Here is an 18,109-nt window from a genome sequence, read left to right on the forward strand (position 1 = left end):
CTGGCCTTTACGGGGTCGGCTTGCGGCTACTGGGCCTTGACCCGCTCCGAAGGCCGCCGCGCGCCTGCCACCAGCTTCTCTATTGCCTTGCTCGCCGCCACCATGCCGAACGTCGCGGTCACCATCATCACCGCGCCGAAGCCCCCGGCGCAATCCAGGCGCACGCCTTCACCGACGAAGCTCTTCTGCAGGCACACGCTGCCGTCGCCCTTCGGATAGCGCAGTTGCTCGCTGGAAAACACGCACGGTACGCCATAGTTGCGGCTCACGTTGCGCGAGAAGTTGTAGTCGCGGCGCAGGGTCGAGCGTACCCGTGACGCCAGTGGGTCATTGAAGGTCTTGTTGAGGTCGCCGACCTGGATCTGGGTCGGATCGATCTGCCCACCGGCGCCCCCGGTGGTGACGATGGCAATCTTCCGCCGCCGGCACCAGGCGATCAGCGCGGCCTTGGCCATCACACTGTCGATGCAGTCGATGACGCAGTCCATCTGCTCGGTGATGTATTCGGCCATGGTATCGCGGGTGACGAAGTCGGCCACCGCATGCACCGTGCAGGCAGGGTTGATCGCCCGCAGGCGCTCGGCCATGACGTCGACCTTGGGCCGCCCCACCTGCCCCTCCAGCGCATGCGCCTGACGGTTGGTGTTGCTGACGCACACATCGTCGAGGTCGAACAGGGTGATTTCGCCCACGCCACTGCGGGCCAGGGCCTCGGCCGCCCACGAGCCAACCCCGCCGATGCCGACGACCGCCACATGGGCCTGGCTCAGTCGTTGCAGGCCTTCGTCGCCGTACAGCCGGGCTACGCCGGCAAAGCGTGGATCTTCTGTGCTCATGTTGGTACCCCGAAAAAACCGGCGCGCATTATAGGCCAAGAGCGCTTGTGGCCTCCATCGTTAGGAAAGTACCTACCAACCCTGCTTTAATGTCCTATCCCTTCGACAGAATTGAACGAACATGTCTTCACGCAAATTCGGCCTCAATCTGGTGGTGGTGCTGGCCATTGCCGCGCTGTTCACCGGGTTCTGGGCGCTTATCAACCGGCCGGTCACCGCACCAGCCTGGCCGGAACAGATCTCTGGTTTGTCGTACTCGCCCTTCCGTCTTGGCGAGAGTCCGCAAAAGGGCCAATACCCCAGCGACGATGAGATACGCCAGGACCTGGAGCAGATGAGCAAGCTGACCGACAGCATCCGCATCTACACCGTCGAGGGCACCCAGGCCGACATTCCCCGCCTGGCCGAAGAACTTGGCCTGCGCGTGACCTTGGGAATCTGGATCAGCCCGGACCTTGAGCGTAACGAACGCGAAATCGCCACGGCCATCGAACTGGCCAACAAATCCCGCAGCGTGGTGCGGGTGGTCGTCGGCAACGAGGCGCTGTTCCGCGAAGAGGTCACGCCCGAGGCGCTCATCCAGTACCTGGACCGCGTGCGCGCCGGGGTGAAGGTGCCGGTCACCACCAGTGAACAATGGCACATCTGGAAGGAACACCCCGAGCTCGCCAAGCATGTCGACCTGATTGCCGCACACATCCTGCCCTACTGGGAATTCGTGCCGATGAAGGACTCGGTCGAGTTCGTGCTCGACCGCGCCCGTGAGCTCAAGCAGCAGTTCCCGCGCAAGCCATTGCTGCTGTCGGAGGTGGGCTGGCCGAGCAACGGTCGCATGCGCGGCGGTGCCGACGCCACTCAGGCTGACCAGGCCATCTACCTGCGCACACTGGTCAATACCCTGAACCGGCGAGGCTACAACTACTTTGTCATCGAAGCCTACGACCAACCCTGGAAGGCCAGCGACGAAGGATCCGTGGGTGCTTACTGGGGCGTATTCAATGCCGAGCGCCAGCAGAAGTTCAACTTCGACGGGCCAGTGGTGGCGATCCCGCAATGGCGGGCTCTGGCGGTGGCCTCGGTGGTGCTGGCGATGATCGCGCTCACCGTACTGCTGATCGATGGCTCGGCCCTGCGCCAGCGCGGGCGCACCTTCCTGACCTTCATCACCTTCCTGTGCGGGTCGGTGCTGGTGTGGATCGCCTACGACTACAGCCAGCAGTACAGCACCTGGTTCAGCCTGACCGTGGGCGTGTTGCTGGCGCTCGGCGCACTGGGGGTATTCATCGTCCTGTTGACCGAAGCCCACGAGCTGGCCGAAGCCGTGTGGATTCACAAACGGCGTCGCGAGTTTCTGCCAGTACAGGCCGATACCGCCTATCGGCCGAAGGTGTCGGTGCATGTGCCGTGCTACAACGAGCCACCGGACATGGTCAAGCAGACCCTCGATGCCCTCGCGGCGCTCGATTACCCGGATTACGAAGTGCTGGTGATCGACAACAACACCAAGGACCCTGCCGTGTGGGAGCCCCTCAAGGCCCACTGCGAGAAACTGGGCGAGCGCTTCAAGTTCTTCCACGTCGCCCCGCTGGCCGGCTTCAAGGGTGGCGCGCTCAACTACCTGATTCCGCACACGGCCAAGGACGCCGAAGTGATCGCCGTCATCGATTCGGACTACTGCGTGGACCGCAACTGGCTCAAGCACATGGTGCCGCACTTCGCCGACCCGAAGATCGCCGTGGTGCAGTCGCCCCAGGACTACCGCGACCAGCACGAGAGTGCCTTCAAGAAACTGTGCTACAGCGAGTACAAGGGCTTTTTCCACATTGGCATGGTCACCCGCAACGACCGTGACGCGATTATCCAGCACGGCACCATGACCATGACCCGGCGCAGTGTGCTGGAGGAGCTGGGTTGGGCCGAATGGTGCATCTGCGAGGATGCCGAACTGGGCCTGCGCGTGTTCGAGAAGGGCCTGTCCGCGGCGTACGCCCACAACAGTTACGGCAAAGGGCTGATGCCCGACACCTTCATCGACTTCAAGAAGCAGCGTTTCCGCTGGGCCTACGGCGCCATCCAGATCATCAAGCACCACGCCGGCGCTTTGTTGCGCGGCAAGGGCAGCGAATTGACCCGTGGCCAGCGCTACCACTTCCTGGCCGGGTGGCTGCCGTGGATCGCAGACGGCATGAACATCTTCTTCACGGTCGGCGCGCTGCTGTGGTCGGCGGCGATGATCATCGTGCCGCACCGGGTCGACCCGCCGCTGATGATTTTCGCCATTCCGCCGCTGGCGCTGTTCTTCTTCAAGGTCGGCAAGATCATCTTCCTCTATCGCCGGGCGGTCGGGGTCAACCTCAAGGACGCATTCGCCGCGGCCCTGGCAGGGCTGGCACTGTCGCATACCATCGCCAAGGCAGTGCTGTACGGTTTTTTCACCAGCAGCATGCCGTTCTTCCGCACACCGAAGAATGCTGACAGCCATGGACTGATGGTGGCGATTTCCGAGGCGCGGGAAGAGCTGTTCATCATGTTGCTGCTGTGGGGCGCGGCGGCCGGGATCTACCTGGTGCAAGGGCTGCCGAGTTCGGACATGCGCTTCTGGGTGGCGATGTTGCTGGTGCAGTCGCTGCCGTATCTGGCGGCGCTGGTGATGGCATTCCTTTCGTCGCTGCCCAAGCCTGCGGACAAGCTGGCAGAGCCACAGGAGGCCTGAGCTTGCGGGGCCGCACTGCGGCCCCAATGCCCCGTGCCGACACACCTTGTTTGATATAAGATAACGCCCCTCGTTTTCTCGCCTTGCCTTGCCCCGGAGTCCCCCATGACGGCCCCAGCCGAGCTCTCGCCTACCCTTCAACTGGCCTGCGACCTGATCCGTCGCCCCTCGGTCACCCCCGTCGACGCTGACTGCCAGGCGCAGATGATGAATCGTCTGGGCGCCGTCGGCTTCCAGCTCGAGCCGATGCGCATCGAGGACGTCGACAACTTCTGGGCCACCCACGGTACCCAGGACGGTCCGGTGCTGTGCTTCGCCGGCCACACCGATGTGGTCCCCACCGGCCCGGTACAGCAATGGCAGCATGAGCCCTTCGAGGCCCTGATCGATGCCGATGGCATGCTCTGCGGACGCGGCGCCGCCGACATGAAAGGCAGCCTGGCCTCCATGGTGGTAGCCAGCGAGCGCTTCGTGCGCGACTACCCCGACCACCGTGGCAAGGTCGCCTTCCTGATCACCAGCGACGAAGAAGGCCCGGCCCATCACGGCACCAAGGCCGTTGTGGAGCGCCTGAAGGCGCGCAACGAGCGCCTGGACTGGTGCATCGTCGGCGAACCGTCGAGCACCACCCTGCTCGGCGACGTGGTCAAGAATGGCCGTCGTGGCTCGCTCGGCGCCAAGCTGACCGTGCGCGGTAAGCAGGGCCATGTGGCCTACCCACACCTGGCACGCAACCCGATCCACCTGGCGGCACCTGCCCTGGCGGAACTGGCCGCCGAGCATTGGGACGAGGGCAACGCATTCTTCCCACCTACCAGCTTCCAGATTTCCAACCTCAACTCCGGCACTGGCGCCACCAACGTCGTGCCGGGCGAGCTGACCGCCCTGTTCAACTTCCGCTTCTCCACCGAATCGACCGTCGAAGGCCTGCAAGCGCGGGTCTCGGCCATCCTCGACAAGCACGAGCTGGACTGGACGATCGACTGGGCGTTGTCTGGCCTGCCCTTCCTCACCGAGCCAGGCGACCTGCTCGATGCCGTGTCGGCCAGCATCAAAGACGTTACCGGCCGCGAAACCCAGCCGTCCACCAGCGGCGGCACCTCGGACGGTCGCTTCATCGCCACCATGGGTACACAGGTGGTCGAACTGGGCCCGGTGAATGCCACCATCCACCAGGTGGACGAGCGGATCCTGGCCAGCGACCTCGACCTGCTGACCGAGATCTACTACCAGACCCTCGTCCGGTTGCTCGCCTGATGCTTGCCTGCCCTCTCTGCCAGGCGGCCCTGACGCGGCTCGACAATGGCGTCGTGTGCCCTGCGGGGCACCGTTTCGATCGCGCGCGCCAGGGTTACCTCAACCTGCTGCCGGTGCAGCACAAGAACAGCCGCGACCCCGGCGACAACCAGGCCATGGTCGAGGCGCGCCGCGACTTCCTCGAAGCCGGGCACTACGCCCCGGTGGCCCGGCGCCTGGCCGAGCTGGCCGCCGAGCGCCAACCCGGTGCCTGGCTGGACATCGGCTGCGGCGAAGGCTATTACACCGCGCAGATCGCCCAGGCACTGCCATCGGCCGACGGCTATGCCCTGGACATCTCCCGCGAGGCCGTCAAGCGCGCCTGCCGCCGTGAGCCGTCGGTCACCTGGATGGTCGCCAGCATGGCCCGTGTGCCGCTGGCGGACGCCAGCTGCCAGTTCATCGCCAGCGTGTTCAGCCCGCTGGAGTGGGCCGAGGCCAAGCGCCTGCTAGGCCCAGGCGGCGGCCTGATGCGGGTCGGTCCAACCAGCGGTCACCTGATGGAGCTGCGGGAAGTGCTCTACGATGAAGTACGCCCTTACGCCGACGACAAGCATCTGGCCCTGGTACCGGAAGGCATGGTTCACGCCCATCACGAGGTCCTTGAATTCCGCCTGAGCCTGGTCGAACCCAAGGCCCGCGCCGACCTGCTGGCCATGACCCCGCATGGCTGGCGTGCCAGCGCCGAAAGACGAGCGCGGGTGATCGAACAGCCCGAGCCGTTCGAGGTGACGGTTTCCATGCGATATGACTATTTCGTGCGCCAAGACTGAGCACATCCGGAGCCCCCATGCGCCAACCTGATATCGAGATCTACCTCAAGGACGCCGACGTCGACCACCAGCGAATTGCCCAATGGCTCGCCGAGGCGATCGGCTCTTGCAGTGAGTGGCAACAGAAAGGCCAGACCTTCAAATGCAAGGCCGGTAACATTCCAGTCACTTGGTTACCCAAGGCTGTAGGGAAATGGAACAGCCTTTACCTGGAAAGCGACCAGACGCCATGGGAGGATGACGTCGCCTGCGCCCGCGCCGCATTCGCCGCGCTGGGCGTGGAAGTGCGCTGTGCGCCAGGTGGCTGGGTCGAGGAAGACGGTGAAGAAGATGCCGACCGCTGGGTCCGCATCAGCGCCGACGGTGAAGAAGAAATCACCTGGCGTACCTGAGCGTTTACCTGGTAGGAGCCGACTGGCCGACGACGCAGACGCCGAAGCACCCGATCCCAGCTTCGTGGGTGATCGCCGGCTAGCCGACTCCTACAACCCGGGGCTCAGAGCCCGACTACGTCCTCGGCCTGCAGGCCTTTCTGGCCCTGCACGCAGGCGTATTCCACCCGCTGACCTTCGACCAGGGTACGATGCCCCTCACCGCGGATCGCCCGATAGTGGACGAAGACATCCGCACCACCTTCGCGCTGAATGAAGCCATAGCCCTTGGCATCGTTGAACCACTTTACATTCCCAGTCTCACGAGACGACATCTGAACTACTCCGGATTTTTATTGTGAAGATCGCCTTGTAGGCACAGGGTCACGGACCTGTGCCGACGCCGCTTGCCGAAATATCCTGCAAGTGGCAGGCCGAGTATATGACACAGAACAAAAAAATTTCATGACTGCCCTGCCAATTACCGTATTTTGCTGAACTTGCGCATATACGGCAGACTAACTGGCTGGAAATTCATTGAAATTCACACCCAAGGCTCACACCCCATGACCCGTTCTCCCCTGCGCCGCCTGATCTTCGGTGCCCTGCGCCGCGTGCTTTACCTGTGGGTGCGCTCCGAGACCATCAACCAGTCGTCCTTGACCCTCAAGCTCGACCGCAGTCGCCCGGTGTTCTACGCCCTGCCTTCGCCATCGCTCACCGACCTGGCCGTGGTCGACCGCGAATGCACCAAAGCAGGGCTGCCACGCCCGGTACTGCCCGTGGCCGTGGGCCCCCTGCACGAACCTGCCGCCTTCTTCTACCTCACGCCCGACCCGGACTGGCTGGGGCGCCACGACAAGCGTGGCGCCCCACCGACACTGGAGCGCCTGGTGGCGGCCGTGAGCCAACATGCCGAGGAGGATGCCCAGATCATCCCGGTCAGCGTCTTCTGGGGGCAGACGCCTGCCAGCGAATCCAGCCCCTGGAAATTGCTGTTCGCCGACAGCTGGGCTGTCACCGGCCGCCTGCGCCGACTGCTGACCATCCTCATTCTGGGCCGCAAGACCCGTGTGCAGTTCTCCGCCCCCATTCACCTGCGCGAACTGGTACAGCACAACAAAGGGCACGAGCGAACCGTGCGCATGGCCCAACGCTTGATGCGCGTGCACTTTCGCAACCTCAAGACCGCGGTCATCGGCCCCGATCTGTCGCACCGACGCAACCTGGTCAAAGGCCTGGTTCACGACCCCCTGGTGCGCCAGGCGATCACTGACGAAGCCGAACGACAGAATATCCCGTATGCCAAGGCCGAGGCCCAGGCGCTGCGCTATGGCAATGAGATCGCCTCGGACTACACCTACACCGCCATCCGCTTCCTGGAAGTGGTGCTCAGCTGGTTCTGGAACAAGATCTACGACGGCATCAAGGTCAACCATATCGAGCAGGTGCAGGGCATCGCCCCCGGCCACGAGGTGATCTACGTCCCTTGCCACCGCAGCCATATCGACTACCTGCTGCTGTCCTACCTGTTGTTCCGCAACGGCCTGACGCCGCCTCACATCGCCGCCGGGATCAACCTCAACATGCCGGTCATCGGCGGCTTGCTGCGCCGTGGCGGGGCGTTCTTCATGCGCCGCACCTTCAAGGGCAACCCGCTGTACACGGCGGTTTTCAACGAATACCTGCACACCCTGTTCACCAAGGGCTTCCCGGTGGAGTACTTCGTCGAGGGTGGCAGGTCGCGCACCGGTCGGATGCTGCAGCCACGCACGGGGATGCTGGCCATCACCCTGCGCAGCTTCCTGCGCTCGTCGCGTACGCCAATCGTTTTCGTGCCGGTGTACATCGGTTACGAGCGCGTGCTCGAAGGCCGCACCTACCTGGGCGAGCTGAGGGGGGCGAGCAAGAAGAAAGAGTCGATCTTCGACATCTTCAAGGTCCTGGGGGCGCTGAAGCAGCGCTTTGGTCAGGTCTACGTCAACTTCGGCGAGCCGATCCGCCTGGCAGGCTTCCTCGACCAGCAGCAACCCGGCTGGCGCGACCAGCAGCTGGCCCCACAATTTCGCCCAACCTGGCTCAACGAAGCCACCACACGCCTGGGTGAGACCGTGGCCCGGCACCTGAACGAGGCGGCGGCGGTCAACCCGGTCAACCTGGTGGCGCTGGCGCTGCTGTCCACCAGCCGCCTCGCCTTGGACGAACGGGCGCTGAGCCGTGTCCTCGACCTGTACCTGGCCCTGCTGCGTCAGGTGCCCTACTCGCCTCATACCACGTTGCCCGAGGGCGATGGCTTGGCACTGATCGAACACGTCAGGCGCATGGACCTGCTGTCCGAGCAGAAGGATGCCCTGGGCCGAATCCTCTACCTGGATGAAGCCAACGCGGTACTGATGACCTATTACCGCAACAACGTCCTGCACATCTTCGCCCTGCCAGCACTGCTGGCGAGCTTCTTCCTCAGCAGCTCGCGCATGAGCCGCGAGCTGCTTGGTCAGTACGTGCATGCGCTGTATCCGTACCTGCAGGCCGAACTGTTCCTGCGCTGGACGCCAGAGCAACTGGATGAGGTGATCGACCAATGGCTTGCAGCGCTGGTCGCACAGGGCCTGCTGCGCCAGGAGAACGACCTGTACATGCGCCCGGCACCGAGCTCGCGTCAATTCGTCCTGCTGACCCTGCTCGCCCGAACCATCACCCAGACCCTGCAGCGCTTCTACATGGCCACCTCGCTGCTGCTCAACAGCGGGCAGAACACCCTGAGTGCTGAAGAACTGGAAGACCTCAGCGTGATGATGGCCCAGCGACTGTCGATCCTGCATGGCCTGAACGCCCCGGAGTTCTTCGACAAGACCCTGTTCCGCCATTTCATTCAGACGCTGGTCGAGCAGAATGTGCTGCGCCCCGATGGCAACGGCAAGCTGGGCTACCACGACAAACTGGGCGAGCTAGCCGAGGGCGTGGCCAAGCGAGTGCTGTCGGCGGAGTTGCGCTTGTCGATACGGCAGGTGGCCCTGCACCGTGACGATCCCGTGGAAACTTCGCAGCCCTGAAGGCTTCGCGGGGAGTGAAAATCCGCTACAGTCCCTGGGGTTGGCCACAAGCCAGCTCCAAGGACACCGGAGATTCCATGAAAAAACTCTTTATGCTGTGTTGCGCATCCCTGCTCGCAGCCTGCTCCAGCCACACCCCGTCCAACCAGGCCAGCCTGGAGGGCGAAGTCTTCTACTTGCAGCGCATGGCCCTGCCACCGACAGCCACCTTGAGCGTGAGCCTGCAGGACGTTTCTTTGATGGACGCGCCAGCGGTCACCCTGGCCAGCCAGGCCGGGCCGGTCAAAGGCAACGTGCCGCTGCCGTTCCGTCTCAGCTATGACCCGGCCCACGTCAAGCCCGGCCACCGTTACGCGGTCAGCGCCCGCATCGAACTGAACGGCAAACTGTTGTTCATCAACACCGAACACCACGGCGTTAAACTCGATGGCAGTGACCAGCAGCCGGTACGCATCAAGGTCGATCCGGTTCGCTGAGCCTGTACATTTTCGTTGATAAGGAAATACTCATGATTCGCGCCTCCCTGCGCTTCACTACCCTGTGCGCCGGCCTGCTGCTGTCGGCCAGCGCCCTGGCCCTGTCGCTCGGCGACCTGAGCCAGAAAGACGCCACTGGCGGTCTGAAAGATGCCCTGACCCAGGGCGCCCAACTCGCCGTCAAGCAACTGAGCACCCCAGGCGGGTTCAGCAACAACCCGGATGTGCGCATCGAACTGCCGGGCAACCTGGGCAAGGCTGCCAAGGCGATGAAAATGTTCGGCAAGGGTGAACAGGTCGAAGCCCTGGAAAACAGCATGAACAAAGCCGCTGAAGCTGCCGTGCCGCAAGCCCAGGCGATTCTGGTCGATGCGGTGAAGAACATGAGCGTGACGGACGCCAAGGGCATCCTCAGCGGGGGTGACGATTCGGCGACCCAGTACCTGAACAAGAGCAGCCGCGAACAGATTCGCGCCAAGTTCCTGCCGATCGTCAAGCAGGCGACCGACAAGGTTGGCCTGGCCCAGCAGTACAACAACTTCGCCGGCCAAGCCGTGGCGTTGGGCGTGGTCGATGCCAAGAGCGCAAGCATCGAGAACTACGTGACCGAGAAGGCACTGGATGGCCTGTTCGAAATGATTGGCAAGCAAGAGCAGAGCATTCGCCAGAACCCGGCCGAGGCCGCTACCAGCCTGGCCAAGAAGGTGTTCGGCGCCCTCTGAGGCCTGATCGCGCAAGTCGGCCCCTACAACCGCGTGCGTAGGTGCCGGCTTGCCGGCGAAAGGAGGGCAACGCCCTCCTCACGCTCCTCAGCCCTTCTTCACCCTGAACCAAGCCGCATACAACGCCGGCAGGAACAGCAGCGTCAAAACGGTCGCAACGATCAACCCCCCCATGATCGCCACCGCCATCGGTCCGTAGAACACGCTGCGCGACAGCGGAATCATTGCCAGTACCGCCGCCAACGCAGTCAGCACGATGGGCCGGAACCGTCGTACCGTGGCCTCGATGATCGCTTGCCAACGCTCCATACCCGCCGCGATGTCCTGTTCGATCTGGTCCACCAGGATTACCGAGTTGCGCATGATCATCCCTGCCAGGGCAATGGTGCCGAGCATGGCGACGAAGCCAAACGGCTGGCGGAACACCAACAGGAACAAGGTCACGCCAATCAGCCCCAACGGCGCGGTGAGGAATACCATCAACGTGCGCGAGAAGCTGCGTAACTGGATCATCAGCAAGCTCAACACCACCACGATGAACAACGGCATGCCGGCGTTCACCGACTTCTGACCGCGCTCGGAGTCCTCCACCGTACCGCCAACCTCCAGCAAATAGCCGTCCGGCAGCTTGGCCCTGATGTCTTTCAAGGTCGGCTCGATCTGCCGCACCAGCGTTGCCGGTTGTTCGTTGTCGTAGATGTCCGCACGCACGGTGACGGTCGGCAGGCGGTTGCGGTGCCAGATGATGCCTTCCTCGAAACCATACTCCAGGGTCGCGACCTGCGAGAGCGCAACGCTCTGGCCGTTGTCGGTGGGTAACGCCAGGCTGCCGAGGTTGCCCAACTGGCTGCGTTCCTGCGGGGTACCGCGCAGCAGGATCTCGATCAGCTCGTTGTCTTCACGGTACTGGCTCACCGAAGTGCCGGTGAGCGAGCTTTGCAGGAAGCTCGACAGATGCGAGGTGCTCACGCCGAGGGCTCGCGCACGATCCTGATCGATTTCCAGGAACACCGCCTTGCTCGGCTCCTCCCAGTCCAGGTGCACGTTCACCACATGAGGGTTCTCACGCACTTTTTCGGCCACCTCGCGGGCCAGGGCGCGGGCCTTCTCGATGTGCTCGCCGGTGACCCTGAACTGCACCGGATAGCCCACGGGCGGACCATTTTCCAGGCGCGTGACACGGGCGCGCAGGTCGGGGAACTGCTGGTCCATGGTGGCGATCAGCCAACTGCGCAGGCGCTCGCGGTCCTCCATCGACTTGGCCAGCACCACGAACTGGGCAAAGCTGGCGGCGGGCAACTGCTGGTCCAGTGGCAGGTAGAAGCGTGGCGAGCCGGTGCCCACGTATGCCACGTAGTTGTCGATGCCGTCCTGCTGCCTGAGCAGCGCTTCCAGTTGCTTGACCCGCTCGGCGGTATTGCTCAACGACGCGCCTTCGGCCAGCTTCAGGTCGACCATGAGCTCGGGACGACCCGAGGCTGGGAAGAACTGCTGGGGAACGAAGCGGAACAGCAGGATGCTGCCGACGAAAGCGGCGATGGTCAGCAGGATCACCGTCTTGCGACGCCGCACGCACCACTCCACCACGCGCCGTACCCGTTGGTAGAAAGGTGTGGCGTAGGGGTCTGGCGCGTGGCCGTCCTTGCCGTGCCGTGCGGCATGCAGTTTGGCCAGGTCTGGCAGCAGCCGTTCACCCAGGTAGGGCACGAACACCACGGCCGCCACCCATGAGGTCAGCAGGGCAATGGTCACCACCTGGAAGATCGAACGGGTATATTCGCCGGTGCTGGAGGCCGCCGTGGCAATCGGCAGGAAACCTGCAGCGGTGATCAGGGTCCCGGTGAGCATCGGGAATGCCGTGCTGCTCCAGGCGTAACTGGCCGCCTTGAGCCGGTCATAGCCCTGCTCCATCTTGATCGCCATCATCTCCACGGCAATGATGGCGTCATCGACCAGCAGGCCCAGGGCCAGCACCAGTGCGCCGAGCGAGATCTTGTGCAGGCCGATGCCGAAGTAGTGCATCGCGGCGAAGGTCATTGCCAACACCAGTGGAATGGCCAGGGCCACCACCAGGCCGGTGCGCAGGCCCAGGGAGAAGAAACTTACCAGCAGCACGATGGCCAGGGCTTCCACCAGCACCTGCACGAACTCGCCGACCCCAGCCTTTACCGCCGCCGGTTGGTCCGAAACCTTGCGCAGCTCCATGCCGGCCGGCAGGCCTCGAGCCAGGCGCTCGAATTCGCCCTCAAGCGCCTTGCCCAACACCAGGATATCGCCCCCGTCCTTCATCGATACCGCCAGGCCAATGGCATCCTCGCCCATGAAGCGCATGCGCGGCGCGGGCGGGTCGTTGAAGCCACGGTGCACATCGGCGACATCACCGATACGGAAGGTGCGATCCCCCACTCGAATAGGGAACTGACGAATCTGGTCGACACTGTCGAAACGCCCGCTCACCCGCAGTTGCAAGCGCTCGCTAGGGGTTTCGAAGAAGCCAGCCGTGCTGACCGCGTTCTGCTCGCGGAGAGCTTGCTGCACGGCCTCCAGCGGCACACCGAGGGTCGCCAGCTTGAGGTTGGACAGTTCGATCCAGATTTTCTCGTCCTGCAGGCCGATCAACTCGACCTTGCCCACATCCTTCACCCGCTGCAGCTGGATCTGGATACGGTCGGCGTAATCCTTGAGCACGGCGTAATCAAAGCCTTTGCCGGTGAGCGCGTAGATATTGCCGAAGGTCGTGCCGAATTCATCGTTGAAGAACGGCCCTTGAATTTCGGGCGGCAAGGTGTGGCGGATGTCCGCGACTTTCTTGCGGATCTGGTACCACAGCTCGGGGATGTCCTTGGAGTGCAACGCGTCACGGGCCATGAAGGTCACCTGGGACTCGCCAGGGCGGGAGAACGAGACGATCCGCTCGTACTCACCGGTTTCCATGAGCTTTTTCTCGATGCGCTCGGTGACCTGCCGCGATACTTCCTCGGCCGTGGCGCCGGGCCAGAGGGTGCGGATGACCATGGCCTTGAAGGTGAACGGTGGGTCCTCGCTCTGCCCCAGCTTGGTGTAGGACATGGCACCAATGGCGGCCAACAATATCATCAGGAACAGCACGATCTGGCGGTTACGCAGCGCCCATGCGGAAAGGTTGAAACCCATCGGGACTTACTCCTTGGCCGTCAGGTTCACCACACGGTTGGTGCGATCCACAGGCCGCACCTCCTGCCCTTCGCGCAGCACATGGCCGCCGGCGGCGACCACCCAGTCGCCAGGGTTGAGGCCTTCGAGCACTGGCACAGTGTCACTGCCGTAAGCCCCAAGACGCACGGCAGCCCGTTCCAGTCGGCTGTCCTGGGTAACCCGCCAGACATAGGCCTGGCCGTTCTCTGCCGTCACTGCCGAGAGGGGCACCGACAACGGGATCAGACCGTCGTGGGCGATGAACACCCGGGCACTCTGACCCAGCTCGGCCGGTGTTTGCGAGGAGGCGAACGCAATACGTGCCGCGAAGGTACGCGAGCGCGGATCGGCGGCGGGTGACAACTCACGAATGCGTCCTTCGAACCGTTGATTGGGGTGCGACCACAGCTCGATGCTCACGCTTTGCCCCACGCTGAAGCGGGCAAACTGTTGCTCCGGCAGGCCGATGGCCACTTCACGCTCACCGTCGGCGGCGAGGGTGAACACCGTCTGGCCGGCTGCTACCACCTGGCCAACCTCAACTTGGCGTTTGGCGATCACTCCTGCCTGTGGCGCGCGCAGTACCGCGTACTCGGCCTGGTTACCCGCCACCTCGAACTGGGCCTTGGCCTGCTTGAGCCGCGCCAGACCAGCCCGATAGAGGTTTTCGGCATTGTCGTACTGGGAATGGCTGACCATCTGCCGGTCCAGCAGCTTCTGGTAACGATCACGTTCGGCTCGGACCAGCGACAGGTTGGCCTCGGCTGCCGCCAACTGGGCACGGTTGGCTTCCAGTTGCAGGCGCACGTCCTGTGGGTCGAGTTCGGCCAGCGGCTGGTCGGCCTTGACCCGCTGCCCTTCCTCGACCAAACGTTTGCTGACCTTGCCGCCGATACGAAACGCCAGCTCGGGCTCCAGGCGTGCACGCACTTCGCCGGGGAAGCTGTCGGCAGCGGCTTGCGCGGGTTGCGGTTGCACCACCAGAGCCGGACGAGGCGCGGCTGGTGAAGCGGCTTCCTGGCCACACGCCGCCAACAACAACGCGGCGACGGCGGGCAAGGCGAGGGACAAGGCATGACGCAACATGATGAATCCTTTCGCGAAGTGCACATCGAATATTTATACTGACGAGTATATTAAATCAGGCCACCCGCGCCGGGAAGCGGGTGCTGGAAAGAAAATCAACATTAACGATTGGTCTGACCTTGCAGCCGGATGCCGTCCGAACCGGTAAGATGGTCGACTTTTCCACCAGATGCGGACTCCAATGCCCAACGACGCAACCATTGGCCCGGGCCGGCCGAAGGACCTGGCCAAGCGCGAGGCCATCCTCGAAGCGGCCAAGTCGCTGTTCCTCAGCCTTGGCTATGCCAACACCAGCATGGATGCGGTCGCTGCGGCGGCAGGTGTTTCAAAACTCACGGTCTACAGCCACTTCCAGGACAAGCAGACGCTGTTCTGCTCTGCGGTAATGGCCACCTGCCAGATCCAACTGCCCGACCTGCTGTTCGAGTACCCTGAAGGTGTGCCCGTGGAAGAGGTGCTACTGAACATTGCCCGTGGCTTCCAGGCACTGATCAGCAGTGACGAAGCGGTCAAGCTCAGCCGCCTGATCATGGCCCAGGGCAGCCTGGACCCGAGTTTCGGCGAGTATTTCTACGAAGCCGGGCCCAAGCGTGTGCTGGCGGGGATGGAAGCGCTGCTGCGCGGGGCGCATGAACGCGGGCTGCTGCGCATCGACAATCCGCTGCGGGCGGCGGAGCACTTCTTTTGCCTGGTGAAAGGCGCACCGGATTATCGGCTGCTGCTGGGGTGTGCGGGGCCGCTGGAAGGTGAAGAGGCCGAGGCTCACGTGCGGGAGGTGGTGGGGGTGTTCTTGCGGGCGTTCAAGCCCTGAAACATCAGCCATCTGGCATGCGCCCCCTGTAGGAGTGGCCTTATGTCGCGATAGGGCCGCAAAGCGGCCCCGACAATACTTGCGACACCGCTGAAATCCCGGGGCTGCCTTGCAGCCCTATCGCGACACAAGGCCGCTCCGACACAGACCACGCTCGCCAATAAGCCTGAGCCTGTTCAACCAATACGTCTACCTAGCATTTTTGCCAGTAGTCAGCCAAGTACTCTCCCAGCAAGCTCGTATCTAATCCACGACTATGAGCGCGCCCACCATGCCAACGCGAACACTGAAGTTATTTTACAAGGGCAATAAACTTTCGACTTTGCATACGAGCAGTGCTTACCATGCATTGTTCAGCGCCAATAACCAGAACCTAAGCGAAACGACAAGTCTATCTTCGCAAGCGCGCCTCTTGGCCACCGACGCACAAGAGTCAACAGTCAACACCGTTTCAGAAAGCCAAACGACCATTACCTACAGTCCTTACGGCAATGACAGTTGCCCACCTACCCATCCATTGTTATCTCGATTCACAGGCCAGAGCTGGCTACCCTCTTCCACAGGTTACTTGCTGGGTAATGGTCACCGCCTGTTCGATCCAAGACTGATGCGCTTTCACAGTCCAGACAGCTTGTCGCCATTTGAAAAGGGGGGGATCAACGCTTACGCTTACTGCACCAATGACCCTATTAACAGATCGGATCCTAGCGGTATGTATTCGATAGTAAAATTCATAACCGGAGGATACAGCGTAAATAAAATCTATTCTCGCTTGCATCAGGAAACGCCCAACCTCACATCCCGAGAATACAAAATACTTAAAAAACACATTGCGGCCCAAATAGTTAAAGGGACGAAGGAGACAAAAGCCCACTACCGCGAATTAAGAGACAGGGGTGAAGAAAGAATTCTCGCGGCCACCCTCCAAGATTCCCTATTAACGCGCCTTGAGCGTGTAAATATCGACGGGAAAACGCGATACATCGGCTCGGTAAACCGCAGGGACTCTATCAGCTCGACATACTCAACATCCTGGGAAGGTCTACTGGAAAGATCTGAAAAAGTAAAAGCTGCAGGCAGGAGCGACGTCGCCCCTACCGCCCCTACCGCCCCTACCGCCCCTACCTCCTCCAGCATGCCAGGTGTGCCGTCCAATTCGCTCCCGAAAATCAGGCCACCATCGAAAACTTTCCTTGCTTACACAGGTAATTTCATCGACAAGGAAGTAGACAGACTCCGCAGTACCCCGGATTAGCCTTGAGGCAAGACTGACAAGATGATTTCGCAGTTGTGATCAGACTCTCAACGCCTTCTTCGGATAAATATCATACCGGCTCGACTTGCCCTCAAGGCTATGGCTCGGCTTCGGCCCCTCGATGATTGGCGCCTTGCGCGGTCGCTTCACCACCACCCGGTGGCTGGCCAGCGCAAGGGCCGCTTCCAACAATGCCGGCGCATCCAGATCGTCACCCACCAACGGCCGGAACACGCGCATTTCCTTCTTCACCAGCGCGCTCTTGTCCCGGTGCGGGAACATCGGGTCGAGGTAGATTACTTGTGGCGGCTCGCCCTCCCAGGCGCGCATGTGCTCGATGGCATTACCGGTCAGCAAGCGCATGCGCCCTACAATCGGCCCCACTTCTTCATCCGCGCGAGCCCGTGCCAGGCCATCCTCCAGCAATGCGGCAATCAGCGGCTGGCGCTCGATCAGCGTCATCTGGCAACCCAGGCTGGCCAGCACGAACGCATCCTTGCCCAGGCCCGCCGTGCAGTCGAGCACCTGCGGGCGCACACCCTGGGCAATGCCCACGGCCTTGGCGATCATTTGCCCGTTGCCACCGCCGAACAGGCGCCGGTGCGCGGCCTGGCCTTCCACGAAATCCACCCGCACCGGCCCTGGCGCCTGCGCGCCCAACTGCTGGATCTGCAAGCCATCGGCGCCCACCTGCACGGCAAAGCCTGCGCCATCGTCAGACAGCGGCAGCCCCAGGCGCTCGGCCCACGCCACGGCCTGCTCCGCATATTCAACCGACATCGCTTCGACCCTGATCCCCGCACCTTGCTCTTGCATCGTCCACACCTAAAAAATCAAACCAAGCCCTTAATGAATCGGCACCTTCGGCCGATACAGGCAATATCCCGCTATTCTGCCAGAGCACAACGCGCGCGACTGCCATGTCAGATACTCTTCCCATCGGCTTGACCTACCTGTCGCCTGTCGGCAACTACGGTCGACAGAATACCCAGGCACTCGGAGGCGTCAGCCACCTGTGGCAGGACTTCTTCGCCCGCGCGATGGCCGAACAGCAGGCCGAAGAGCCCGACAGCGTCAGCCAGGCGTGGGTGCAGTACGACAAAGACAGCGGTGAGCCGATTGGCGGGGCCAAGGCCCTGGCGCTGATCGAAACCCAGCGCGCCTGCCCGGTGCAGGACACCATCGTCGCGCCGCCCGAGCCGCTGTTCCTGCCCAAGGCAGAGCTCGAGGCCCATTTGCTGGAGCCAGCTCCGGAGCCTTTCAGCGTCGCCGAAATGATCCAGCAGCAGCGCCAGCTCGACGTCAGCAACAACTGGCTGCGCCCTATCGTCATGAGCCAGGGCCACCCTCTCCCAGCGCCAGGCCCTGCGCCCTCGCCGCGCCCGCTGCACCTGCCAATCGCCGAGTTCGAGATGGACCTGCTCGACCCTGCGCCGACCCCGTACGACGATGCAACCATGGCCCAGCAGCAGAACGACCTGGAATTCGATATCCACTGGGCGCGCCCGGTGGTGCTGAACAACGTTCGCGCCCAGGCCTGAAA

Annotated in this window: 15 protein-coding genes; 10 read left to right on the forward strand and 5 right to left on the reverse strand. The window is 62.7% G+C overall.

Translation table 11 applies throughout. The annotated features are described in order from the left end of the window. Positions 1 to 26 precede the first annotated feature (26 nt). Positions 27 to 836, reverse strand: coding sequence for a tRNA cyclic N6-threonylcarbamoyladenosine(37) synthase TcdA (tcdA, locus tag IF103_RS18585; RefSeq protein WP_049818684.1), 810 nt, complete (start codon positions 834 to 836; stop codon positions 27 to 29). Positions 837 to 957: 121 nt separating this feature from the next. Between tcdA and IF103_RS18590 the strand changes: the two genes are divergently transcribed. The 4 genes from IF103_RS18590 to IF103_RS18605 all read left to right on the forward strand — a co-directional run bounded on the left by IF103_RS18590 (position 958) and on the right by IF103_RS18605 (position 6,010). Further along, on the forward strand, positions 958 to 3,549 hold the full coding sequence (locus IF103_RS18590) for a glycosyltransferase (protein WP_202675560.1): 2,592 nt from the start codon (positions 958 to 960) through the stop codon (positions 3,547 to 3,549). 105 nt (positions 3,550 to 3,654) lie between these two features. Beyond that, positions 3,655 to 4,806 carry a succinyl-diaminopimelate desuccinylase gene (dapE, locus tag IF103_RS18595; RefSeq protein WP_023381985.1) on the forward strand — a complete coding sequence of 384 codons (1,152 nt, stop codon included), beginning with the start codon at positions 3,655 to 3,657 and terminating at the stop codon, positions 4,804 to 4,806. Next, the gene (locus IF103_RS18600) at positions 4,806 to 5,618 is read left to right on the forward strand and encodes a putative RNA methyltransferase (RefSeq protein WP_202675561.1); all 813 of its coding nucleotides are present in this window, start codon (positions 4,806 to 4,808) and stop codon (positions 5,616 to 5,618) included. The genes dapE and IF103_RS18600 overlap by 1 nt, the downstream gene beginning before the upstream one ends. A 17-nt stretch (positions 5,619 to 5,635) precedes the next feature. Continuing rightward, entirely contained in the window at positions 5,636 to 6,010 is a 375-nt protein-coding gene (locus IF103_RS18605; RefSeq protein WP_027906533.1) for a hypothetical protein, read from the forward strand. A 104-nt stretch (positions 6,011 to 6,114) separates the two neighbouring features. On the opposite strand, the gene IF103_RS18610 is transcribed toward IF103_RS18605, so the two are convergent. Continuing rightward, on the reverse strand, positions 6,115 to 6,324 hold the full coding sequence (locus IF103_RS18610; RefSeq protein ID WP_003252255.1) for a cold-shock protein: 210 nt from the start codon (positions 6,322 to 6,324) through the stop codon (positions 6,115 to 6,117). Between the two features lie 231 nt (positions 6,325 to 6,555). Here IF103_RS18610 and plsB point away from each other — a divergent pair, with 231 nt between their 5' ends. The 3 genes from plsB (at position 6,556) to IF103_RS18625 (ending at position 10,240) form a co-directional block, all read left to right on the forward strand. Next, positions 6,556 to 9,042, forward strand: a complete 2,487-nt coding sequence (gene plsB, locus IF103_RS18615) for a glycerol-3-phosphate 1-O-acyltransferase PlsB (protein WP_202675563.1) — start codon at positions 6,556 to 6,558, stop codon at positions 9,040 to 9,042. Positions 9,043 to 9,119: 77 nt separating this feature from the next. Next, positions 9,120 to 9,518 carry a YbaY family lipoprotein gene (locus IF103_RS18620; RefSeq protein ID WP_023381989.1) on the forward strand — a complete coding sequence of 133 codons (399 nt, stop codon included), beginning with the start codon at positions 9,120 to 9,122 and terminating at the stop codon, positions 9,516 to 9,518. Positions 9,519 to 9,550: 32 nt separating this feature from the next. Further along, positions 9,551 to 10,240 (forward strand): DUF4197 domain-containing protein, encoded by a 690-nt coding sequence (locus IF103_RS18625; RefSeq protein WP_023381990.1) that lies wholly within the window; start codon positions 9,551 to 9,553, stop codon positions 10,238 to 10,240. A gap of 87 nt (positions 10,241 to 10,327) precedes the next feature. Here IF103_RS18625 and IF103_RS18630 read toward each other — a convergent pair whose 3' ends face one another. Next, a complete protein-coding gene (locus IF103_RS18630; RefSeq protein WP_202675564.1) occupies positions 10,328 to 13,393 on the reverse strand; it encodes an efflux RND transporter permease subunit in 3,066 nt (1,021 codons plus the stop codon). A gap of 6 nt (positions 13,394 to 13,399) precedes the next feature. Continuing rightward, complete coding sequence (locus IF103_RS18635; RefSeq protein WP_023381992.1) at positions 13,400 to 14,500, reverse strand: efflux RND transporter periplasmic adaptor subunit; 1,101 nt, start codon at positions 14,498 to 14,500, stop codon at positions 13,400 to 13,402. 169 nt (positions 14,501 to 14,669) lie between these two features. On the opposite strand from IF103_RS18635, the gene IF103_RS18640 reads away from it, so the two are divergent. After that, positions 14,670 to 15,311, forward strand: a complete 642-nt coding sequence (locus IF103_RS18640; protein WP_023381993.1) for a TetR/AcrR family transcriptional regulator — start codon at positions 14,670 to 14,672, stop codon at positions 15,309 to 15,311. 271 nt (positions 15,312 to 15,582) lie between these two features. Next, on the forward strand, positions 15,583 to 16,566 hold the full coding sequence (locus tag IF103_RS18645) for an RHS repeat-associated core domain-containing protein (protein ID WP_202675566.1): 984 nt from the start codon (positions 15,583 to 15,585) through the stop codon (positions 16,564 to 16,566). A 39-nt stretch (positions 16,567 to 16,605) separates the two neighbouring features. Here IF103_RS18645 and IF103_RS18650 read toward each other — a convergent pair whose 3' ends face one another. Then, positions 16,606 to 17,382, reverse strand: coding sequence for a class I SAM-dependent methyltransferase (locus IF103_RS18650; RefSeq protein ID WP_023381995.1), 777 nt, complete (start codon positions 17,380 to 17,382; stop codon positions 16,606 to 16,608). A 104-nt stretch (positions 17,383 to 17,486) separates the two neighbouring features. Between IF103_RS18650 and IF103_RS18655 the strand changes: the two genes are divergently transcribed. Then, complete coding sequence (locus IF103_RS18655; RefSeq protein WP_027906536.1) at positions 17,487 to 18,107, forward strand: hypothetical protein; 621 nt, start codon at positions 17,487 to 17,489, stop codon at positions 18,105 to 18,107. Positions 18,108 to 18,109: the final 2 nt, after the last annotated feature.

This window comes from Pseudomonas sp. SK2 (assembly GCF_016772395.1).
Classification (GTDB): Bacteria; Pseudomonadota; Gammaproteobacteria; order Pseudomonadales; family Pseudomonadaceae; genus Aquipseudomonas; species Aquipseudomonas taiwanensis.